Source organism: Gluconobacter sp. ESL1110, assembly GCF_058107395.1.
The window spans coordinates 47,451-68,452 of the sequence record NZ_JBYLUK010000001.1; the positions used below are offsets into that span (position 1 = coordinate 47,451).

Sequence of the window (21,002 nt, forward strand, 5' to 3'; positions counted from 1 at the left end):
CAGGATCCCCATGATCGACCAGCTCCCTCCTCGCTCCCCTGAAGTCATCCCGGTAGAAGCGTCTGATTCTACCGGAACCATCCAGCGGCGGGCTCGCGGATTTCTGGCGCTCTTTTTTGTCGCTATCGGTCTCTATACGCTCAAAAATTTTTTGCCAGCCTTGCTCTGGGGCTGCGTTTTCGCCATTTCCCTCTGGCCTCTTTACCAGCGGGCCGAACGACGCTTTGGCCGAAACGACTGGCTTCCGATGGTTTTCACCCTCGTAGTTGCACTTATTTTTCTCGTTCCCGTCTCCCTCGTGGGCGTGAAGCTGGCAGACGAAATCAGAAGCGCGCTCGAATGGATTGAAGATGTGCGCAATAATGGCATCCCAATGCCCGAGTGGGTGCCACATCTTCCGTTCATTGCTTCTCAGGCAACGACCTGGTGGCAGAACCACATGACCAGCCCTCAACGCCTGTCTCACCTGCTTCATTCTGTGGACGTCAGTCATGGTATGCAGATGACAAAGCAGGTCGGATCTCAGGTGGCTCGACGAGGAACGCTCTTTGCGTTCTCACTGCTGACGCTTTTCTTCCTGCTCAAGGACGGCGACTACGTCATCCGTAAAGGGCTTGTTGGGTCCCATCGACTGTTTGGGGCTCAAGGGGAAAGTCTGGCCAAGCAGATGATCTCTTCCGTTCACGGAACACTTGCAGGGCTGGTTCTTGTTGGACTGGGAGAAGGCGCGATTATGGGTGTAGCCTACATGTTGACAGGCGCACCCCAGCCGCTCCTTTTTGCCATGCTGACGGCAGTCGCAGCGATGATTCCCTTTCTGGCATGGCCTACCGTGGGGCTGGTCGCCTTGCTGCTCCTCGCCAAGAGCAGCATGATTGGCGCTATTGTCGTGATGGCTTTGGGGTCAGTCGTGATCTTCGTGGCAGATCACTTTGTTCGCCCGGTTTTAATTGGCGGCAGCACGAAGATGCCTTTCCTGTGGGTTCTGCTCGGTATCCTTGGGGGAGCAGAAACCTGGGGGCTTCTGGGTCTATTTTTGGGGCCAGCAATCATGGCGGCGCTTCACCTGCTGTGGACGCTCTGGACTGAAGAGCGCACAGACAGGAAAAATGCCTCTTAGGCCTTTTAACAAACTTAATTTTTTGGAAATTACCGCAGGACTGGTCGGGCAGGCGGGATTCGAACCCACGACCCCCAGTCCCCCAGACTGGTGCGCTACCAGGCTGCGCTACTGCCCGTTTGTCCTGCGGTGGCGGTGGTTTAGCAGCGTAGCGCCATCACCGCAAGGGCCTCTGATTCAGACAGGCAGAAGATTTCTCAGAAGCTGAAGTTCTTCGAGAATTTCTCTAAGCTCGGCGCGTAGAAATTCGTTCTCGGCATCCAGATGCTTCACAGACGCGCAGAGATGCTGATTCGCATCCTGAAGCGCCAGAACCTCTTCCGTATCGCGAATTGAGAAGGCTTCGGCTTCGGCTTCGGCTTCGGCTTCGGCTTCGGCTTCGGCTTCGGCTTCGGCTTCGGCTTCGGCTTCGGCTTCGGCTTCGGCTTCGGCTTCGGCTTCGGCTTCGGCTTCGGCTTCGGCTTCGGCTTCGGCTTCGGCTTCGGCTTCGGCTTCGGCTTCGGCTTCGGCTTCGGCTTCGGCTTCGGCTTCGGCTTCGGCTTCGGCTTCGGGCGGCGTAATTCCTGTCAGGCATTCGTCAAGCACATGAGATGCTTTTTCTTCTTCCGGAGACATCTCCGGTTCCGAGGCATTCAAGTCTTGCTTCTCTTCATGAAAGGACAGGACCACAACCTCATCCACAACTGGGTCAGAGACATGAAGACGGTCCGAAGGAGCTTCCGGAAACGCAATATCATCAACAGATGAAACTGGAGTGGCCGAAATGTCTTCCGTAGTCGTTTCTACAGGCAGATCGTCAACGGCTGGAAAATGCTCAATTGGAGCCGATGCCACCGGATGCGGAACCGCAACGGGATGTTCAGCAGCTTTTCTCGCTTTGCGCTCTCGCAGGACACGCAGAACACCTTGTCCCTTGTAGCCCTGAACGTAGAGGAGATCGGAAATCAGCCGAAGCGTTTCGACGTGCTCCGGATTGTAGTACCGCCGACCGCTTTCCCCGCGGAAAGGTTTTACACCGGGATAGATGGTTTCCCATGAGCGCAAACGGTGCTGTGGAATGTGGAGCTCTTCTGCAACTTCGCTAATGGTGCGGTATGCTTCCGGACCTTTTTTTGCCTTGGAAGGATTCAGGTTTTCCTGATCCTGCTCAGCCTCATTGACTGAAGTCGACAAATTTTCAGTCATCCGCGTCGTCCACTCCGTGAGCCTCATTAACGATACCGTTCATCCGGTCCCTGAGAATTTGGGACGGTCGGAAGACCAGTACGGCTCTGGGAAGAATGGGGACTTCTACGCCGGTTTTGGGATTTCTCCCGATACGCTCCCCTTTCTGGCGAACAGAGAATGTCCCGAAGCCACTCAGCTTCACGGATTCTCCGGTCTCGAGCGTCCCGGAGATTTTCTCCAGTACACTTTCCAGAATCATGGAGGAATCGTGCCGGGACAGCCCAACACGGCTATAGATGTGCTCGACAAGATTCGCGCGCGTGACTGTACTCATGACACATGCGTATCATGACGTTCAGAACAGTCAAAGGAATCAATCGTTAACCTTGAAAGACCGGGAGGCACTCACATGCGAACGAGCGCAGATCCCCAGGTCAGACCACCGCCCAGAGCTTCCATCAGAACGAGATCGCCCTTCTGGATACGTCCGTCACGGACAGCTTCATTAAGGGCCAGCGGAATGGACGCAGCCGAGGTATTGGCGTGACGATCTACTGTCACCACGACCCGATCAGACGGCAGGGCCAGCTTCTTGGCCATCCCGTCAATGATACGCAGATTGGCCTGATGCGGGACGAGCCACTGAATATCCTGACCCGTCAGGTTATTGGCTTCCAGCGCTTCATCAACAGCTTGTGAAAGCTTGACGACCGCATGACGGAACACTTCGCGCCCCATCATCTTGAGGTGCTGCGTCGTACCCGAACAGCCTACAGCGCCGTCCACATAAAGAATATCGCCCGATCGCCCATCGGAGTGCAGATGGGTTGAGAGAACACCCTCACCGTCTTCGGCTCCAGCCTCCAGAAGGACAGCACCTGCACCGTCTCCGAAAAGCACGCAGGTTGTACGATCATTCCAATCCAGCAGGCGCGAGAACACTTCGCTGCCAATGACCAGAACCTTCTTCGCCAGCCCCGACTGGATGAACGAATTGGCGGATGCGAGCGCATACACAAACCCGGAACAGGCGGCACTGATATCAAAGCCGAAGCCCTTGGTGATGCCAAGGAGGGCTTGCACCTGTGTGGCAACAGCCGGAAACACCTGATCCGGCGTCGAGGTCGCCACCAGAATTGCATCAACCTCTTCGGCATTCACACCAGCCTGCTCAAGAGCCTGACGGGCTGCTTCTGCGGCCATGGATGCTGTTGTTTCGTCGCCTGAAACAATATGCCGCTGAGTGATGCCTGTCCGGGCCCGGATCCATTCGTCGGACGTGTCGATTTTCTGGGCAAGATCGTCATTGGTGACAACCGTGCGGGGCAGATATCCACCAACGCCTGTCAGACGGGCACGAAGAGGACCAGACATAGTTTTCAGCTCACAGGTTCTGGAGCGACCGCATTGGCAGGTGTTGCGTCGGTGTCGGCGCCGAGCATGCCAAGCTGATCCAGACGGGCGCGGATCTTGTCGTTCAGGTTATGGGTAACAGCGTCCATAGCGACATCAATGGCAGAGGCAAAGCTTTCGCCATCAGCTCCACCATGAGACTTCACGACAATGCCGTTCAACCCGACAAAGACTGCGCCGTTATAGCGCCGCGGATCGATCCACTCCCGCATGCGCTCCAGTCCAGGACGAACCAGAAGGTATCCGATGCGCGTCAGAAGATTGGTCTGGAAAACATTTTTCAGCAGACCGAAAGCCAGCTTGAGCGCACCTTCACCGGTCTTAAGAGCCACGTTTCCAGTAAAGCCGTCTGTCACAACGACATCCGTTGTCCCGGCTGTAATATCATGCCCTTCCACGAAACCGTGGAACTGCTCTGCCAGCACACTTTCACGTAGACGTTCAGCGGCCTGACGGAGACGCTCGTCGCCTTTCAGATCCTCGGAGCCGACGTTGAGAAGGCCAATCGTGGGTTTTGGAAGACCAAGCGCTGCCTGCGCAAAGGCCTCGCCCATAACCGCAAATTCAACCAGATTGCGGGCATCGCAGGCGATATTCGCCCCGAGGTCCAGCATCACGGTATCACCGCGCGATGATGGCTGCACAGCCACCATGGCAGGTCTGGAGATACCTGGAAGAGCTTTCACGATAATTTTGGCGAGAGCAAGCATGGCACCACTGTTACCAGCGGAGACTACTCCGAGTGCTTCACCAGATGCGACAGCTTCCATTGCAAGGCGCATGGATGAACCGCGGACGCGCAGAGCTGCGGTCGGCTTCATTTCCATGGAAATGCTAGCAGGGGCGTGACGGATGTCACAGATACGGGCAGCTTTTGGGTATCGTGCCAGAGCCGGCTTTAGAACCGCCTCATTTCCGATCAGGAGCACTCTGGCTGTCGGATGCCGGTCTGCGGCCAGTTCGAGGCCAGCAAGAACGATATCCGGTGCCCTGTCTCCTCCCATTGCGTCGACGGCGAGGGCGTAGGGCCTTGCGGCCGCGACGTCACGATCAGACGCGACAGGCGCTTTAGACATTAAGACAGTTTCCCGGACAGCATCGCAGATGCGGGCACGCCTTGAGGGTGCCCGCAGAAGAGATCAGGCGCGGACGGCCGTCTTCAGGCTCTTGCCTGCTGCAACAACTTCACGACCATCGTAGTGGCCGCAATGGCTGCAGACGTGGTGCGGGCGCTTCAGCTCACCGCAGTTCGCGCATTCAGCATGTGCTTCAGCCTGCAGGGCATGGTGGCTGCGACGCATACCGGCACGGGACGGCGTGGTCTTTCTTTTGGGGACGGCCATGGCTTTTATGCCTCTTTCTGCTTCTGTGTCGGCACCCTCTCCGCTCCCAGCGGCATGCGGTGCCCCGTTATTCGTCGTCTCGTATTTACGCCGAGTTCAGGCGGGCGGCTCTAGCAGAGCAAACGGAAACCCGCAAGCCAAAGCTGGGGATTTTATTCTTTTTTATCCCCGTTCTTCAGGGTCGCCAGCGCCGCAAACGGGCTCGGACGACGCTCTGACTCTGGCAGGTCATCAGAATGACCGACCTCTTCTTCCCCTTCTGCGGGTGTAACGTCAACAGCATTTTCGAGACCCGCGCCCGGTTTGCGAGGATAGGGGTCCAGCATCAGCGCCAGTTGTTCGGCAGCAGCTTCACCAATATCGAGGCCACGGCCGTCATGTGGAAGTTCGTCAGGGCCTTCAAGGTCAATGGAATCGATATCGAACTCGTCTTCCGGCATTTCCGATTCAGGAATGAAGCGAAGAATGAACGTCTCTGCGAGAACGTCATCAAATTTTTCTGCCGTAATGACGCAGACCTGTGTCACTTTCGCGGACAGACGCCCCTCGGCAAGAATGTGCTTCTTGTCTTCAGGCGTCAGGAGGAAGCGGCATTCCAGATGCTGGATGGCGGGAATACCGAAACGTCGAGCCAGAGCCTCACGCTCCTGCTCTGTTGCCGTAATCGTTTCTTCCAGACCCGATCCCAGCCGACTCAGGGGAATACGGCGGGAAAATTCGGGAGTATTGGACATTTGAGCACTCCATCCCCGATGATCATGGGGGAAATCGTTGACAGACAGGTTCCGTTTAAGGCACGCGCTGGGTTGAGCGGTTCTCTTGCACAGGATAGTTTCCGGTTCCATGAATAACGCATCTTTTCCGACGGCAAAAAGCAGAACACCTATTCTGCGTCGCCTGAGCCTGTCCGGCATGGCCTGTGCTCCGCTTCTTCTGGGAGGATGCTCCTTCTTCAGCCCGATTCCCGAACCTCGTGGATCGCTGATCGAGAAGACGGATTACGCTCAGCTCGTTCCGGGAACCAGCACACGTTCAGATGTTCTGGATTCCATGGGCTCTCCAACGGCGCATGCAACATTTGACGATAACACATGGATTTACGTATCCATGATCACGTCTCCGACGCCTCTTGGTTTCCCTTCGGTCGACAAACAGCAGGTCGTTGTTCTGAATTTCGACAACTCTGGGGTTCTGCGAAAATTGGATACGCTGAATCGCAAAGATGGCATCCGTGTTGGCATGGTCGGGGAAAAGACCCCGACACCAGGAACAAAAACCTCTGTCATCCAGCAGCTGTTGGGCAACGTTGGCCGTTACAACCCGATGAGCAACATGAGCAGCACCTTTGGCGGCAGCCAGGGACCGCTGGGCAACCAGGGTACCGGCAATGGCGGCGCAGGCAATACGCTGCCCTGATCTGACTGGCTATTTTGGCAGGCTGAGCAGCACGCTTAGTCCGCCAAGAGGGCTTTCCAGCAGCCTGATGGTGCCACCATGGGCATGAATAATGTCCCGGACGATGGTCAGCCCCAGACCAGTACCGCCGTTATTTCCTGAACTACCAATCTCAAGAAGCGTCTTTCGACGGTCCGCCGGGATACCACCGCCGTCATCTTCGACCGTAATCTCGATCCGGCGCTCCCCTTCCCAGAGCGAAAACCGCATGGCTCCGCCGTGTCGTCGTGCGTTGTCTGCAAGATTTGTCAGAGCCCGTTTCAGCGCATCCGGGCGCACCGGCACCTCTACGCCTTCTTTGCCTTCTACACTCAGCACCCGGCCACCCGCGCGCCGAGCTGCGACAGCGACGTCCTCGATCAGGGCGCGAATATCAGTCAAAACCGGTTTCTCAGCCCCCTCGCCGCGCGCGAAGGACAGGTAACTGCCAATCAGGCGCTCCATGTCCTCAATATCCGCCACCATATCATGAACATCCGGCTGAATGTCCTCCGCGCGGATCATTCCTTTAGTGGGCAGCATGGCCATACTCAGACGCAAACGGGTGAGTGGCGTTCTAAGGTCGTGGGAAACACCGGCCAGAACGGCCGTCCGTTGCGCTACGAAGCGATTGACGCGTTCCTGCATACGATTGAAGGCAATAGCCGCCTGGCGCACCTCACGGGCTCCCTGAGGGCGGATTGCCCCCTCATCACGCCCCAGACCGAACAACTCGGCTGCTTCTGCCAGTCTGCGAATGGCACGGACCTGATTGCGCATGAACAGTCCGGCGATCAGGAATAAAAACGCTGAGCTGCTAAATGCCCAGGCGAGGAACATCCAGATTGGTCCGATGCTCAGCCTTTTGTGCGGCGTCAGAACGTCCAGCATCCCATCTGGCAGGCCGATAGAGACGCGGACCGTCTCCGGTGCGGCAGACCAGTCCACAAAGAACGGGCGACCAAGGCCCTGCTTGAGCGCACGTTCAAAATCATCGTCAATCGGGCCGAGAACATGATTGGTCCCTTCCCGCTTCAACGTCGTGTGAGGGTGAAAGACGAACTGGAGTTGGGTACGTGCCGCTGCGTCTTTCAGGAGTTCTTCGCGACGGTCTGTTTCAGGCGTACGCTCCAGCATCGAAATGACGAGCGAGATCTCACCGGTAATGCCATCTGAAAGGCGCCGGGAGACGACATTCAGGTACGTTCCATAAAACAGCACCAGCACGATGGCCTGCGTCACAAGGAGCGGGATCAGCACGATCAGCATGGAGCGCCCCAGCAGGGAGCGGGGCAACACACGCCTGAACGGCCGGTCCAGCTTGCTCCAGCGCTCCTCAGAGTCCGGGTTTGAGAACATAACCCTTTCCGCGCACAGTATGCAGGAACCTGGGCTCCTTGGGATCAGCTTCAATACGACGACGCAGACGCGTAACCTGCACGTCAACGGCGCGCTCGCCGATCTCGTCCATATCCAGAGCTTTCGCAATGTCTTCACGGGACATCACGACACCCGGTCTGGTGGTAAGGACGCCCAGCAGGGCTGCCTCGCCACCCGTGAGATGAACCGGCCCGTCTGGTCCAGTCAGCAATCCGCGCTCGACGTCAAACTCCAGAGGGCCAAGCCTGAGAACGGATGGGACCTCCATAACAGGCGACAAGGCTGGCACCACACGCCTGAGATGCGCTCTCAGGCGCAAGAGCAGTTCGCGCGGTTCAAAAGGCTTTCCAAGATAGTCATCTGCCCCAGACTCCAGACCATCAATCCGGTCAGCCGGTTCGCCGCGGGCTGTCAGCAGAAGAATGGGTAAAGACAGCCCCTCTTCTCTCAAAGACTGCGTAAGAGACAAACCGTCCTCTCCTGGCATGGTCACGTCGAGAACAAGAGCATCCGGCTGGATGAGTTTCAGGACGTCCCGTGCCTGTACGGCATCCTGTGCGGTGGTAACCCGATAGCCGTTCTCAGCGAGGTATCGCTGGAGAAGCCTTAGAAGACGCTGGTCGTCATCGACAACGAGGATATGTTCATCGCTCATCGGAAGCCCCCTCCTGGAGCCATCTGCAGAGGAGAGAGGACGCGCTTGAACCCTTCCACGGCTGTCACTCCAGCCTCCCGGTAAGCCCGCGTCATGGCTTCACGAATCAGTTGGAAAAGCTGGCGCTCGATCGCCTCTCCGTGAGGTGTCAGTTTCAGAGGGCGTTTACGTCGATCATGGCGGTCTTCTTCCTGAATGAGAAGATTGCGCTCCCGCAGATCACCCAAAGCGCGCCCAAGAGACTGTTTGGTAATCCCAAGACTGGTGAGCAGAACACTCGGCGTAATGCCAGGATGTGCTGCAACGAGAAAAAGAATTCTGTGATGCGCGGCACCAAGGCCATTTTCCCTCAGGAAAGCCTCACATTCAGAATTCAGGCTCCGCCAGGCCAGCATGAGTGATTCATAAGACTGACGGATTTGTTCTTCACGAAGGTAAAGATGCGCTGTGGTAGAGGAAGGCCCTTCAGGCGGCCGCGCTGTCACCGAACCATTTCCTCCACATAACCAAAGCGGGTGAAGTCCTGGATGCGCTGCGGATACAGCACGCCATCAAGATGGTCATTCTCATGCTGAAGAACATTGGCATGAAAACCCACGGCCTCGCCGTCCACAGGATCACCGTTTTCATCCAGCCCCCGATACCGGACTTTTGCGTATCGCGGTACGTCGCCTCTGAGGCCAGGAATCGAGAGGCATCCCTCACTGCACACCATCATTTCATCACCGACAGGGGTAATTTCCGGATTGATGAGAACGCGGGGCAGCATTGCCTGTTCCGGGTCCGATACCCTGTTTGCAGGAACGTGATAAACGAACACCCGCAAAGGAACATGAACCTGCGGGGCAGCCAGTCCAGCACCTCGTGCATCTGCCATCGTTTCCAGCATATCGCTTACAAGACGGCGGATTTCCGGCGATTTTGGATCACTGACGGGCTCGGCCACCTGATGCAGGACAGGGTGACCCATACGGGCAATTTTAAGCAGAGCCATGAGCTTCCTTTCTCTGTGACAGCTTATTAACGCATAAGTCGCGGGCAGATTGCGCACAGATAAAAATCCGCACAAGAACCATCGAATGAATTGCACACCGCCAAAAGAGTGTGTTAAGGGCTCCATCCCAATTGGATTGCCATATCACGGGTGACGCTAAAGGCGGGCCCAGAAGGAGTTGACGGCACCGTGCAGGTACTCGTTCGTGACAATAATGTTGACCAGGCGCTAAAGGCGCTCAAGAAGAAGATGCAGCGCGAAGGCGTTTTTCGCGAGATGAAGCTGCGTCGCCACTTCGAGAAGCCCTCCGAGCGTCGCGCCCGCGAAGCAGCAGAAGCTGTTCGTCGTGCCCGCAAGATGGAGCGCAAGCGTCTGGAGCGTGAAGGCTTCTAAAGCCCTTCCCGTCATCTGAACGGACGAGAAAAGCCGCTACCCTTCAGGGAGCGGCTTTTTTATTGTTCTTTGAGATTATGCAACATCCGTTGCACCCATGCTCTTGCCTCATCGGGCAAGAGCATGGGTGATGCTCAGGTCAGCGAGGGTCCATCAATCGCTTACTGAGGTAGATGGCCTCCAGCGCCCTCTCATGGGCAACCTCGGCCGCATTGACGGTACCGGCGTGCCCGCCTTCCGTATCCTCGTAATAGAAGAACGGTACATGCAGATCCTGAAGCTTCGCGGCGAACAGGCGAGCATGCACAGGCCCAACGCGGTCATCACGCGTAGAGGTAAAGATGAACGGCACCGGATAATGCACATCCGCCTTGAGCGCCTGTAAAGGTGAGGTTTTCTCCCAGAAACCCTTTCCTTCGGCCGTCGAGACACTGCCGTATTCTGCAGCCCATGAGGCACCAGCCGCCATATGTTCGTAGTTGAGCATATCCAGAAGCGGGACGCCGATGATGGTCGCATTCCACAGTTCAGGGTGCTGCGTAAACTCAACCCCCATCAACAGACCACCGTTGGAGCGACCACGGATTCCCAGTCGTTTAGGCGACGTGATGTTTCTGGCAAACAGATCACGAGCAACGGACGCAAAATCGTCATACGCATGCTGACGCCCGGCATAGCGGGCTGCTTCGTGCCAGGCCGGACCGAACTCGCCACCGCCGCGGATATTGGCCATCACATACACACCACCGCGCTCGAACCACGTGATTCCGAGATCAGGATGGTAGACAGGCAGGTAGGACAGGCCAAAACCGCCATAAGCTGTCATCAGTGTCGGATTGAGGCTGTTCTTCGTCCAGTCTTTGGCATGAACGATAAAATAAGGAACCTGCGTGCCATCCGTACTGGTCGCGAACTGTTGTTCGACAGTCAGTTTGGACGCATCGAAGAGATGTGGCTGACTGTAAAGCAGGCGCGTGGTCTGCTGGGCCGTATCGACGCTCCAGATCTGTGGTGGCTGAATGAATCCTTCCAACTGAAGGTATGCGTTCGAACTTCTGGGATCTGACGAAACAATCGTCGCAGCCATATTTTGCGGAAGCTCTATGGTTCGTCCGGCCCAATGCCCGCTGGCGCTCCGGCGATAAAGCATCAGCTTTGGCTGCACATTATCGTACAGCACGACAATCAACCCGTCTTTGGTCGTCGCTATTGCACCCTCCATCCCGTCTCCAATCGTCTGACGAGATGTCGGAGACACGATGACTTCTGGCTCTCCCGGATGCTCAGGATTGATTGCGACGACACTGTCAGCCGAAATACGGCCATGTGCCGTCTTCCACTCCTGCAGAAGGTGGAAAACCAGCTGGCCATCCTGATAGCTCAGGCCATCGTACTTCTCCGGCATGGGAAGCTGGCTGATATGAAGAGTTTTCGGATCAACTTTTTCCACATCACTATGGAAAAAATCTTTGTGTCGATCGATCAGAAGAAGCTGGTGCCCCTGCCCGTCCCGCAGAACCATGGGAGTGACTTCCATGTCGCTCGCCGTCCCCCTGAAAACTTCCTGTGCCTGCAGGAGTGACTGACCCCGCTTCAGGGCACGGACAACATAAGGGTAACCAGAAGTCGTCAGACCAGCGTCCTGAGTGCCCCAGTCCCGGGATACCAGAAGCGTATCCTGATCGAGCCATGCCACGGCCTGCTTGCCATTCGGCAAAGCAAAGCCTTGCGAGACAAAACGATCGGTAGAGGTATCATACTCCCGCAGTTCGTGCGCGTCCTCACCGGCGTTGGACAATCCCATCAGACAACGCCGGTCTTCCGGCTCAAGGCAGTTCAGACCTTCCATGACCCAGTTGGCATGTTCCGACTTGGAAAGCACATCCAGATCGAAACGTGTTTTCCAGACCGGATGTCCTGACTGGAAATCCGCTATGGACGTGCTTCTCCATATGCCACGGGTATGGGCCTTATCCTGCCAGAAATTCCAGATCGCTCCTGCCATCTGGGTTGGTGTTGCAAGACGGTCTGGAGACTGTTGAGCAGCAAGGATACGCTCATAGAGCGGCTTGTATCGTGGATCCGATGCAAGAGCCTGTTGGGTTGTGGCATTTTCCGCTTTGACCCAGTGCAGGGCAGTCGGGCCATCAACCTGTTCAAGCTCCGCGCGGGGCGGGACCTGCGGAGAGTTTTGGGTGCCTGCGTGCGCAGAAGACGCCAGAGGGAAAAGAGGAAGTAAGAGACAGAGAGCCCGCAGTGCGGAGGGGCGCATGCCAGATCCTTTCGGCCGCCATTTAGGATGATGACGGCATCGTAAAGGTCACACTCAGGAAAACAACCTCAGTTTACGGCCACGGCACTGAGGGATTCTTCGACTTCCTGAAAGGTCGGCATGAGATCTGACGGAATGCTCTTACGCCCGATCTCTACGCTAACCTGCGGAGCATTGCCCTGAAGGTGCGCCACGATAACGGAGCGGACGAGATCAAGATACGAAGCCTCCTCTTCCACCACACCTCCGAGCCGCCCGGCGATGGGTGCAACGATACCGTAAGCCAGAAGAATACCGAGGAAGGTTCCTACAAGGGCCCCGGCAATCATCTCACCCAGGACGATAGGTGGCTTGCTGATGGAGGCCATCGTCTTGATGACGCCCAGCACTGCCGCCACGATCCCCAAGGCTGGCAGAGCATCTGAGACCGACTGAAGAGCATGTGGGAGATGCATTTCCTCACGCAGATTTTTCTTCAGTTCACGCCCCATGACGTCATCCATCTGAAACGGGTCTGTCGCGTTCATGCCTGCCATACGGAGATAATCGCAAATAAACGAGCAGACATGCGTATTGTCCCGGATCTTGGGAAAAGCTCCGAAGACTGTGCTGCCTTGGGGATCCTCGATATGGCTTTCAATCGCCATCATTCCCTTCGCGGCCGCGAGCCTGGTCATGTGAAACAGAAGTCCGAGGAGTTCCAGATAATCCTGACGTGTGTACTGGGAGCCTTTCATGGCCTTTTTAATTCCAGCAGGCAGGTGTTTCACCGCGCCAATGGAATTGGCCATCACGAAAGTACCGACAGCAGCTCCGAGAATGGTCAGAAGCTCAAAAGGCATTGAAGCGAGCAGTGGCCCGATGGCTCCTCCGGATGCCACGAACGACCCAAAAACGCACGCAAGGACAACGCCCAGACCAATAAGAATAAACATTCAAAATTTTCCTGACTGGCGAAGAATTACGGCTGATCCGGGGAGAGGACGAGAACAACACGTCTATTCCGGGCGCTGAGAGGATTGGCGGGGTCGAACAGGTTCCGGTCAGCGTAGCCCGTGACAGCTTTCAATCGTCTGTCGGGAAAGCCGCTGTTCACAAGAATATCCCGTGCCGCCACAGCACGGTCGCTCGACAGGCTCCAGTTTCCTGGAAGACCGGGACGATAGGGTGCGGCATCTGTATAACCACTGACGGACAGACGGCCGGGCAGCTTTTCCAGATACGGCGCAATCAGTTTCAGAAGATCAGAAGCATGGCGTGTTGGAACGGCGGAGCCCAGTGCGAACATGGCCTGATGGTCGGAATCTGCAATTTCGACGTGTAAACCGTCATCTCCCAGACTGACCGACACCTGAGAGCGCACGTCTGCCAGTTGCGGTGCCCCATCCAGCGCTTTGCTGATTTCAGTAGCCGCACGCCGCAATTCACCCTTCTGAGCGTCTTGTCCATGAGGCGCTGCAGGAGGCATACCGGGTTGAACCTGTCGATCATGAAGAACCACAATCTGGGTACTGCGATCCCCTGCATCCTTGTTCAGGAGATGATCCTTACCTGGTTCCCCGTTATCCGGATGCGCGCCTGCAGGGTCTCCAGGATGAATGGCCGCAGGTTTCTGGGATGAGGCAACCGGGTCCGGGACCAGATGGATGACATTCTCAGCCGGAGGCGGAATATCCTGCTGGATCGCCATGGGGTTGAAGAAATTGGCGATGCCCCTGCGCTGCTCTTCCGTTGTGGCGTTGATGAGCCACATCACGAGAAAGAACGCCATCATGGCTGTTACAAAATCTGCATAAGCGATCTTCCAACTACCACCGTGATGGCCGCCCTCCACCACTTCAAAGCGCTTGATAATGATCTTGCGCTCGTCCTTGCCACCTGCTTTCGACATTCCACCTCCTGAGAGACCTCAAGTATGGCAGTCAAAGGTTAAGGAGAGCTTTAAGAGTGAGGTGGCAACTGCACGCCAAGGGGATTTTCGACCACGGTCATCTGATAGCAGCGGACTGTCCGCCCCTGACTTTCCCGACAGAGAACATCCATCGGCAAAGAGCTCGGAATATGATGAATTTCCTCAACACGGAGCCCTTTCTCTCCCCTTGCGGCAGGAAGACGAAACAGTTCCCAGCGACGATCTGTCCCGAATACGCTCAGACCAGAGTTCGCTTGATTAAAAGCCAGTTGTGAGGCGAGACCGTAATCTTCTGCCATGAGAACCGTAGCCCCTTGAGCCACTGCCTGCCGTTCCAGTTTCTGGTCGAACTCCGGCCAGCCAGCAGTCTGGCGTTGAACCGGGTCTTTCGCAGGAGGTATCGGGAGAAAAGCGAACGCTGCCTGCAAACAAACCAGAACAGTCATCAGAAAACCACTGGTCGCCGCCCAACGGACCCGCCGCTCTGCTTCTACGGCCGCCAAGGCAAGGACAGGGTACACAACAGCCGGCCAATTCGCCTGAACGCGGTCTCCGAAGGCGTGAAAAATGAACACGGCCAACGGAAGAGCTCCCAGCCAAACCAGAAGTGTGTTGCGCTTGAAACAGGCCCACAGCCCTATTACGAACAGCCCGAAAATCAGGGGCGTAGCGAGGCCGATCTGCCCTCCAAAAAGTTCTGACTGGAACTGGATTGCCCGGGCAGGATGCCAGTCTCCTGCTCGCCCTCCTTGCTTGAGCAAGCTCGCCCAATGATGCGTCGCATTCCAGTAAAGGACGGGCGATGTTGCCGCTAACAGCACCGGAATGGCGAGCCATGGACCCGGTTGTTTTCTCCATGTGGGAGAAAACACAACCGCGCCACCAAGCCCAAACCCGATCAGAACGGCCGTATATTTCGAATCAAATGCCAACCCCAGCAGCAGACCGGCCAGCAACCACCATCCGAGTGCCTTGTTGGCAGGCAGAGTGACCGCTTGGCCGATAGCGTACAGGGCCACCGAAACGAAAAATACCAGTGGTGTATCAGGCGTCATGGTCGCAGCGCCCAGCCCCAGCATCAGGGTCGCGTTCAAGAGAAGAACAGCCTGAAAGCCGGAGAGCGGCCAGGATCGAGACGGCAACAACAGCCGGGCGGCATGAAACAGGGCCCAGCTGCCGGGCAACACCGAAAGAGGCCCCAGAAGACGCACACCCAGAGGTGTGTCTCCAGCAAGCCACGTGCCGATCCGTATCCAGAGAGCCACCATAAACGGATGGTCAAAATATCCCATCTGCAAATGGCGGGACCAGACCCAGTAATAAGCTTCATCCGGTGTCAAAGGTAGAAGAGCCGCCAATGTAAGGCGCAATACTGTCAGCAGACCGAGAAAGCCCCAGAACATTCCGAGGGTACGAACCGTGTCGGTCTGCATGTCAGCGCCAGATCAGCGTTGAGGACACCGCATAATTCCACACAACACCAATGACAGCTCCTGCAGCAGAGGCGCGGTCCCAATGGCCATGACCCAAATCGTGCAGAACCATTCGCGCGACACCGATATTGGCGAAGACACCGACGGAGCATACCGCTGCGAAGAGTGCGAACCCCCGCCACATCCTTGCCCCTTTAAGGCGCCGGTCGTGATAGGTCAGACGGTTGTTCAGCAGAAAATTCGTGAGAATAGCGACGGCCGTACCGACAAGCTGGGACTGGGAAAAATCCATGCCCGACACGCGGGCCAACTGCATGACTGCAACATTCACGATAACGCCAACCAGCCCGACCAGCGCAAACGCCAGAAACCGTGTCGGCAGCCAGCCATGCGTGAGTTTGTCGAGTAGCATCGTCGCGAACTGCAAAAGCACGACGACATCCAACTTGCTTTCCCCAGCGACTCTTGGGCGAAAAACAAAAGGGACTTCGGTAATCTTCGTCTCTTTGGGCGCAGACATGACAAGATCCAGCAGGATTTTGAACCCCGTGCCAGACAGCTTTGGGAGCGTCGCCGTAAAAAGATCACGCCTCATGGCAAAGAAGCCACTCATCGGATCCGTCAGAGGATGGGGCAGAACGGCTTGAGCGGCACGGATACCGGTGTCTGACAACAGGTGCCGCCAGTGTCCGGCAAGACCGGCATTATCGCCACCTTCGACATGCCGGCTACCGACAACCATCTGTGATCCGGCATCAAGCGCCGCAACCATGGCATGGAGTACGGACTCATCATGTTGGAGGTCTCCATCCATGACCGCCACATATGTCGCGCTGGATGACAGAAACCCTTCTATAACGGCAGAAGATAACCCTCGCCGCCCGACACGCCGCACAACACGAACACGCGGATCATTCTTGGCAATGCCTGAAACGCGGGCTGACGTGCCATCAGGAGAGTTGTCATCAACGAAAATGACTTCCCAGTATTCTCCTGCAAGGGCACGGCTGAGAGCCGCAACCATGGGAGCCACGTTCTCTGCTTCGTTGTAGCAGGGAACGATAATGCTCAACCGTGCGGGCAAAAGGAGATCTTCCTCAGATCTCAAAGTCATCAGATAGGAACCCCGGCCAGATCCCGACTAGTATGAATAGTCTGGAGGGTCTGGACGCGGACAACATGCACACTGTCTGTCAGGCGGCGGGTCAGAACGTTCTGGTGGGCAGCATCACGCGCAACAAGACGGACCAGGAAGTCGCCCCCACCACGTATCATGTGACACTCACGGGTTTCAGGCCAGGCACCAACCTGCGCCTCGAAAGCCTCGAGAACACTGCCTTTCTGGCTGTCCAGCCCTATCAGGGCATAGAAATTCAGAGACCATCCCAGCAGAGGCGCATCAACTTCGGCATGGTAGCCCTTGATGATCCCCAGCTCTTCAAGGCGCCTGACACGCCTCAGGCAGGGAGGTGCAGAAATGCCAGCCCGTCTGGCCAGCTCCACGTTGGTCATGCGGCCGTCTGCCTGAAGCTCGGCGATAATTTGCCGGTCAATGGCATCCAGTTCGACGGGGATGGGAGAAAGAGAAGCGTTCATTTGACTCTGAGGTATATGGCAGGAGGCGACGTCCGCAAAGATGGCACATGCCTCTGAAACCTTTATATGAGGGATCGAAACACGGACGAGGATCAATCATGCCTGAAATCCACCATACAGACCTTCTGGTCGTAGGCGCGGGCCCCGCTGGTTACACTGCAGCCATCTACGCCGCACGCGCCAGCCTGAAACCGATTCTCGTGACCGGCCTTCAGCCGGGGGGACAACTGACCATCACAACGGATGTCGAGAATTATCCCGGATTTGCTGCACCGGTGCAGGGACCATGGCTCATGGAACAGATGCGCGAGCAGGCAGAACACGTCGGGACACGCCTGATCTACGATCTGATCATGGAAGCGGATCTTAAAAATGGACCGGCATCTGATGGATATTTCCGCCTCAAGGGCGATTCCGGTGACGAGTATCATGCCCGCACGGTCGTGATCGCAACAGGCGCTCAGGCCAAATGGCTGGGTCTCGAGTCGGAAAAGCGTTTGCAGGCTGGGGGCGTGTCCGCCTGTGCAACCTGCGACGGATTTTTCTATCGGGGCAAAACCGTAGCCGTTGTTGGCGGTGGCAATACAGCAGTCGAAGAAGCCCTGTACCTGACCCATCACGCTGACAAGGTTCATCTCATTCATCGCCGCGATGGACTGAGAGCGGAACGGATTCTCCAAGAGCGTCTTTTCGCGAATCCGAAAATTGAGCTCCACTGGAATCAGGCAGTGGAAGAAGTTCTTGGCGCAGGCTCTCCGGAAGTCGTCTGCGGGGTGAAACTTCGGAACACACAAACGGGCGAGTTCACCACACTGCCAGTTGACGGGGTCTTCGTGGCGATTGGCCACACACCGAATACGGGACCTTTCCGCCATGAAGTGCGCTGCGATGAAGACGGATATATCCTGACCGAAGCAGGCGGGACCGCTACATCAGTGGAAGGTGTTTTTGCCGCGGGTGATATTCAGGATCGTATTTACAGACAGGCTGTCACGGCCGCCGGCACAGGATGTATGGCAGCTCTGGAAGCCGAACGCTACCTTTCTGGCATACCTGCTATGACAAAAACTTGACCCTCGCCTCGGCTTGAGACAGTTTCGTCCCTTCAACGACACACCGCAGAAATAACGCCAGGTGACATGGGTAAGAAGGACGAAGACCGACGCGCCAGCGATCGGGGAGATCACCACATGGACTGGGACAAGCTGCGTATTTTTCACGCAGTTGCTGAAGCCGGATCCTTTACCCATGCGGGCGACAGACTGAACCTCAGCCAGTCTGCCGTCTCGCGTCAGATTTCCGCACTGGAAGAAGTTCTGCGGGTGCCACTGTTCCATCGGCATGCCCGTGGTCTTATTCTGACGGAACAGGGTGAAGTACTGAACCGGACCGTACGGGAAGTTTTCTCGAAGCTGGCTCTGACTCAGGCTTTTCTGAGCGAGAGCAAAGAGCGCGCGGCTGGCAAGATCAAGATTACAACCACGACCGGCTTTGGCCTGTGCTGGCTGTCCCCGAGGCTGCATCGGTTTCTGGAATTGCATCCCGATATTGAAGTTACGCTTCTACTGGAAGATGCGGATCTGGATCTTGGAATGCGTGAAGCGGATGTGGCTATTCGTCTGCACCCGCCCACACAGCCCGACCTTGTTCAGCGCCATCTCGCCAATTTCCCGATGCCTATCTACGCAAGCCCCGATTATCTGGAACGTTACGGCACGCCAACCAACCTGCGGGAACTGGCAGAACATCAGATCATCGGATTTGCGGGGCGTAACCTGCCCTTACCCAATGTCAACTGGCTCCTGGACCTGCTGAGGCACGAAGGACTTGCTCATCGTGGCAGTCGTTTGGCTATCAATAACATTGCAGCCGTCGCCAATGCTATTTCAGCCGGCACGGGGATCGGGTCGCTACCGCTTTACACTGCAGCGTCATATTCCAATCTGGTACGAGTGCTACCAGATCAGCCTGTTCCATTGGTGGAGGCTTACTTTGTCTATCCCGAAGAGCTCCGCACATCCAAGAGAATATCTGTTTTCAGGGATTTTCTTTTGGCTGAAATCAGCTGCCTCAAAGGACAGGACTAGTTATTCCACGGATGTCGTGATTCAACCGCGGCGTCCGCGCCCCGCAACGCAGGCATGCTGACTGGTCGAGGACCGGAATACAGCCTCTCCAATAGGGGCAAAATTATTAGAATGACCCATATGGCTTTTCCCGGGAGGAGCCTTGAGGAAGATCAGCCCAGCCTGAGACTGATAACAGGGGACCTCTGCCGTTTTCTGTAAAATATTCCGTTGTGAAACATGCCTGGCACCAGTTGAGACAGACCTGTGCATATTGGAAGGTGTCGCCGCAAGGCATGATTGCATGAGAGCAATCCAACCAAGCACAAAACAGACAGGAATCACTATAAAATTCAAGAAAGCCCCTCCCCCTACAGTGGAAAGACTACTGCATTTTGAGGCAGGATTGTGCCCAAATGCAGGGGGTTTTTCACATTCTTCCACTGCCTGATGTACAGACAGCACAATACAGAATGGCTCAGGGAAACGCAGCAGCGCGTTAATCCTCACGCGCAGAAGAGACTGCGCTATGATTAACCCGCTCACGCAGTTCCTTCCCAACTTTGAAAAACGGAACACTTTTCTCGTCTACAGAGACAGTGTCGCCCGTTCGAGGATTGCGCCCTGTCCGGGCATCACGCTGACGAGGAATAAATGCGCCAAAGCCTCTTAGCTCGACACGATCTCCGCGTGAGAGCGCAGCTCCAATTTCGTCAAAAATCGTATGAACGATCCGTTCAATATCCCGGGCCAGAAGGTGGGGATATTGCGCAGAAAGCTCGGCAATGAGTTCCGATCTGGTCATGATTGCAGCCTATCTGCCTCCGCCCATGAAACGGGTTTCAGGGTTGCAAGATCGCAACGGCCCCGTCAAGACTGCTGATTGCCAACTGCCTATCCATTTTTTCCATAATGCCCGTTCCGAACACACCCTCGAGGATAGCTCGACGGTGCGGAAAATCATACCAGTGCCGTGATGTTTCAGAGAGCAAAGGCATGACAGGGTATTGAGCATTGCCGATTTTCAACTGCTTGCGAAGCCACAGTCGAGCGGCATCTTCATCCCCCAGCTCATCTATAAGACCCAGACCAATCGCCTGACGCCCTGTATAGGCCCGTCCATCAGCAAGACTACGGACTTTTTCTTCCGACAGATGACGCCCTTTGGACACCATCCCAACAAACTGATCAAAAAGATCATTTACCAGCCCCTGCAGCATGGCTTTGCCCTCAGGAGTCAAATGGCTGGTCGGATCTGTTTGGTCCTTCATGGCGCCTGACGTAATGGCCGCCACATCGATTCCCACGCGCCCAAGCAAAGGTGAAACATCAGGACGTTGCAGAATGACGCCGATTGAGCCTGTCAGCGTAGATGGGAGCGCCACGATATGCTGTGCGGGCACAGAAAGCATATAGGCGGCTGATGCGCCCATATCCCCCATTGTGACGACAACAGGTTTGTTGGAAGCGAACTGTTCGATCGCATCATGCAGACGCTCGCCGCCTGTTACACCGCCACCCGGGCTGTCCACGACAACGAGAAGTCCAGTCACGGCAGGAGAATTCTGGGCTTTTTTCAGTGCTGTCGTGATCCGCGAGACATCGTTTCCAATGACCCCCTTAATGACGACACGAGCAATATGAGGCCGCCCTCCCAAGTCAACCGCGACGGGGTGGCCTTTACCGACAGCCACGACAAGAGCTGTCAGAAAAAACAAAATAGCGGCTATTCTCCATCGGAGAAGCCGCCGTTTCTCAGTCTGGGTCCGGAGAAGGATTTCTGCTTCAGAACTCATGAAACAGTAGTCTCCGGCCCGACCGACA

23 protein-coding genes and 1 tRNA gene are annotated in these 21,002 nt (G+C 56.2%); 5 read left to right on the plus strand and 19 right to left on the minus strand.

Annotated elements, in window-relative coordinates; genetic code table 11:
- The first annotated feature begins 10 nt into the window (after nt 1–10).
- The gene (locus AC3B6F_RS00200; RefSeq protein ID WP_489822953.1) at nt 11–1,120 is read left to right on the plus strand and encodes an AI-2E family transporter; all 1,110 of its coding nucleotides are present in this window, start codon (nt 11–13) and stop codon (nt 1,118–1,120) included.
- A 41-nt stretch (nt 1,121–1,161) separates the two neighbouring features.
- Here AC3B6F_RS00200 and AC3B6F_RS00205 read toward each other — a convergent pair.
- From AC3B6F_RS00205 to AC3B6F_RS00235, 7 genes are all read right to left on the minus strand, one after another.
- Nucleotides 1,162–1,238: transfer RNA gene (locus AC3B6F_RS00205), tRNA-Pro, on the minus strand.
- A 59-nt stretch (nt 1,239–1,297) separates the two neighbouring features.
- On the minus strand, nt 1,298–2,305 hold the full coding sequence (locus tag AC3B6F_RS00210; protein WP_489822954.1) for a MerR family transcriptional regulator: 1,008 nt from the start codon (nt 2,303–2,305) through the stop codon (nt 1,298–1,300).
- Nucleotides 2,298–2,621: an integration host factor subunit alpha gene (locus tag AC3B6F_RS00215; RefSeq protein ID WP_010503906.1), complete on the minus strand. Its 324-nt coding sequence runs from the start codon at nt 2,619–2,621 to the stop codon at nt 2,298–2,300. Before AC3B6F_RS00215 ends, AC3B6F_RS00210 begins: the two co-directional genes overlap by 8 nt.
- Before the next feature lie 71 nt (nt 2,622–2,692).
- Entirely contained in the window at nt 2,693–3,661 is a 969-nt protein-coding gene (locus tag AC3B6F_RS00220; RefSeq protein ID WP_023942753.1) for a beta-ketoacyl-ACP synthase III, read from the minus strand.
- A gap of 5 nt (nt 3,662–3,666) precedes the next feature.
- On the minus strand, nt 3,667–4,776 hold the full coding sequence (gene plsX, locus AC3B6F_RS00225; RefSeq protein ID WP_489822955.1) for a phosphate acyltransferase PlsX: 1,110 nt from the start codon (nt 4,774–4,776) through the stop codon (nt 3,667–3,669).
- A gap of 63 nt (nt 4,777–4,839) precedes the next feature.
- On the minus strand, nt 4,840–5,043 hold the full coding sequence (rpmF, locus tag AC3B6F_RS00230; RefSeq protein ID WP_010503912.1) for a 50S ribosomal protein L32: 204 nt from the start codon (nt 5,041–5,043) through the stop codon (nt 4,840–4,842).
- Nucleotides 5,044–5,195: 152 nt separating this feature from the next.
- Nucleotides 5,196–5,777 (minus strand): YceD family protein, encoded by a 582-nt coding sequence (locus AC3B6F_RS00235; RefSeq protein ID WP_211568636.1) that lies wholly within the window; start codon nt 5,775–5,777, stop codon nt 5,196–5,198.
- Nucleotides 5,778–5,886: 109 nt separating this feature from the next.
- Between AC3B6F_RS00235 and AC3B6F_RS00240 the strand changes: the two genes are divergently transcribed.
- Nucleotides 5,887–6,459, plus strand: a complete 573-nt coding sequence (locus AC3B6F_RS00240) for an outer membrane protein assembly factor BamE (protein ID WP_489822956.1) — start codon at nt 5,887–5,889, stop codon at nt 6,457–6,459.
- A 9-nt stretch (nt 6,460–6,468) separates the two neighbouring features.
- On the opposite strand, the gene AC3B6F_RS00245 is transcribed toward AC3B6F_RS00240, so the two are convergent.
- From AC3B6F_RS00245 to def, 4 genes are read right to left on the minus strand one after another with little or no spacing between them, the layout of a single operon-like run.
- On the minus strand, nt 6,469–7,836 hold the full coding sequence (locus tag AC3B6F_RS00245) for an ATP-binding protein (protein WP_489822957.1): 1,368 nt from the start codon (nt 7,834–7,836) through the stop codon (nt 6,469–6,471).
- Nucleotides 7,814–8,512 (minus strand): response regulator, encoded by a 699-nt coding sequence (locus AC3B6F_RS00250; RefSeq protein WP_489822958.1) that lies wholly within the window; start codon nt 8,510–8,512, stop codon nt 7,814–7,816. Before AC3B6F_RS00250 ends, AC3B6F_RS00245 begins: the two co-directional genes overlap by 23 nt.
- The gene (locus AC3B6F_RS00255) at nt 8,509–8,997 is read right to left on the minus strand and encodes a MarR family winged helix-turn-helix transcriptional regulator (protein ID WP_023942766.1); all 489 of its coding nucleotides are present in this window, start codon (nt 8,995–8,997) and stop codon (nt 8,509–8,511) included. Before AC3B6F_RS00255 ends, AC3B6F_RS00250 begins: the two co-directional genes overlap by 4 nt.
- Nucleotides 8,994–9,506, minus strand: a complete 513-nt coding sequence (def, locus tag AC3B6F_RS00260; RefSeq protein ID WP_211568633.1) for a peptide deformylase — start codon at nt 9,504–9,506, stop codon at nt 8,994–8,996. Before def ends, AC3B6F_RS00255 begins: the two co-directional genes overlap by 4 nt.
- Nucleotides 9,507–9,695: 189 nt before the next feature.
- On the opposite strand from def, the gene rpsU reads away from it, so the two are divergent.
- Nucleotides 9,696–9,899 (plus strand): 30S ribosomal protein S21, encoded by a 204-nt coding sequence (gene rpsU, locus AC3B6F_RS00265; RefSeq protein WP_007283570.1) that lies wholly within the window; start codon nt 9,696–9,698, stop codon nt 9,897–9,899.
- Nucleotides 9,900–10,038: 139 nt separating this feature from the next.
- On the opposite strand, the gene AC3B6F_RS00270 is transcribed toward rpsU, so the two are convergent.
- The 6 genes from AC3B6F_RS00270 to AC3B6F_RS00295 form a co-directional block, all read right to left on the minus strand.
- Nucleotides 10,039–12,171: a prolyl oligopeptidase family serine peptidase gene (locus AC3B6F_RS00270; protein ID WP_489822959.1), complete on the minus strand. Its 2,133-nt coding sequence runs from the start codon at nt 12,169–12,171 to the stop codon at nt 10,039–10,041.
- Between the two features lie 68 nt (nt 12,172–12,239).
- Nucleotides 12,240–13,106, minus strand: coding sequence for a flagellar motor stator protein MotA (motA, locus tag AC3B6F_RS00275; RefSeq protein WP_010503921.1), 867 nt, complete (start codon nt 13,104–13,106; stop codon nt 12,240–12,242).
- A 26-nt stretch (nt 13,107–13,132) separates the two neighbouring features.
- Nucleotides 13,133–14,062, minus strand: coding sequence for a flagellar motor protein MotB (locus tag AC3B6F_RS00280; RefSeq protein ID WP_489822960.1), 930 nt, complete (start codon nt 14,060–14,062; stop codon nt 13,133–13,135).
- A 50-nt stretch (nt 14,063–14,112) separates the two neighbouring features.
- The gene (locus tag AC3B6F_RS00285) at nt 14,113–15,516 is read right to left on the minus strand and encodes a glycosyltransferase family 39 protein (RefSeq protein WP_489822961.1); all 1,404 of its coding nucleotides are present in this window, start codon (nt 15,514–15,516) and stop codon (nt 14,113–14,115) included.
- 1 nt (nt 15,517) lies between these two features.
- Nucleotides 15,518–16,630 (minus strand): glycosyltransferase, encoded by a 1,113-nt coding sequence (locus AC3B6F_RS00290; protein WP_489822962.1) that lies wholly within the window; start codon nt 16,628–16,630, stop codon nt 15,518–15,520.
- On the minus strand, nt 16,630–17,112 hold the full coding sequence (locus tag AC3B6F_RS00295; RefSeq protein ID WP_062015250.1) for an Lrp/AsnC family transcriptional regulator: 483 nt from the start codon (nt 17,110–17,112) through the stop codon (nt 16,630–16,632). The genes AC3B6F_RS00290 and AC3B6F_RS00295 overlap by 1 nt, the downstream gene beginning before the upstream one ends.
- Before the next feature lie 98 nt (nt 17,113–17,210).
- On the opposite strand from AC3B6F_RS00295, the gene trxB reads away from it, so the two are divergent.
- Nucleotides 17,211–18,185, plus strand: a complete 975-nt coding sequence (gene trxB / locus AC3B6F_RS00300; RefSeq protein WP_489822963.1) for a thioredoxin-disulfide reductase — start codon at nt 17,211–17,213, stop codon at nt 18,183–18,185.
- A 117-nt stretch (nt 18,186–18,302) separates the two neighbouring features.
- Nucleotides 18,303–19,199: a LysR family transcriptional regulator gene (locus AC3B6F_RS00305; RefSeq protein ID WP_034881448.1), complete on the plus strand. Its 897-nt coding sequence runs from the start codon at nt 18,303–18,305 to the stop codon at nt 19,197–19,199.
- A 478-nt stretch (nt 19,200–19,677) separates the two neighbouring features.
- Here AC3B6F_RS00305 and AC3B6F_RS00310 read toward each other — a convergent pair whose 3' ends face one another.
- The gene (locus AC3B6F_RS00310) at nt 19,678–19,983 is read right to left on the minus strand and encodes an integration host factor subunit beta (RefSeq protein ID WP_023942788.1); all 306 of its coding nucleotides are present in this window, start codon (nt 19,981–19,983) and stop codon (nt 19,678–19,680) included.
- Nucleotides 19,984–20,020: 37 nt separating this feature from the next.
- On the minus strand, nt 20,021–20,974 hold the full coding sequence (gene sppA, locus AC3B6F_RS00315; RefSeq protein ID WP_489822964.1) for a signal peptide peptidase SppA: 954 nt from the start codon (nt 20,972–20,974) through the stop codon (nt 20,021–20,023).
- Nucleotides 20,975–21,002 lie beyond the last annotated feature (28 nt).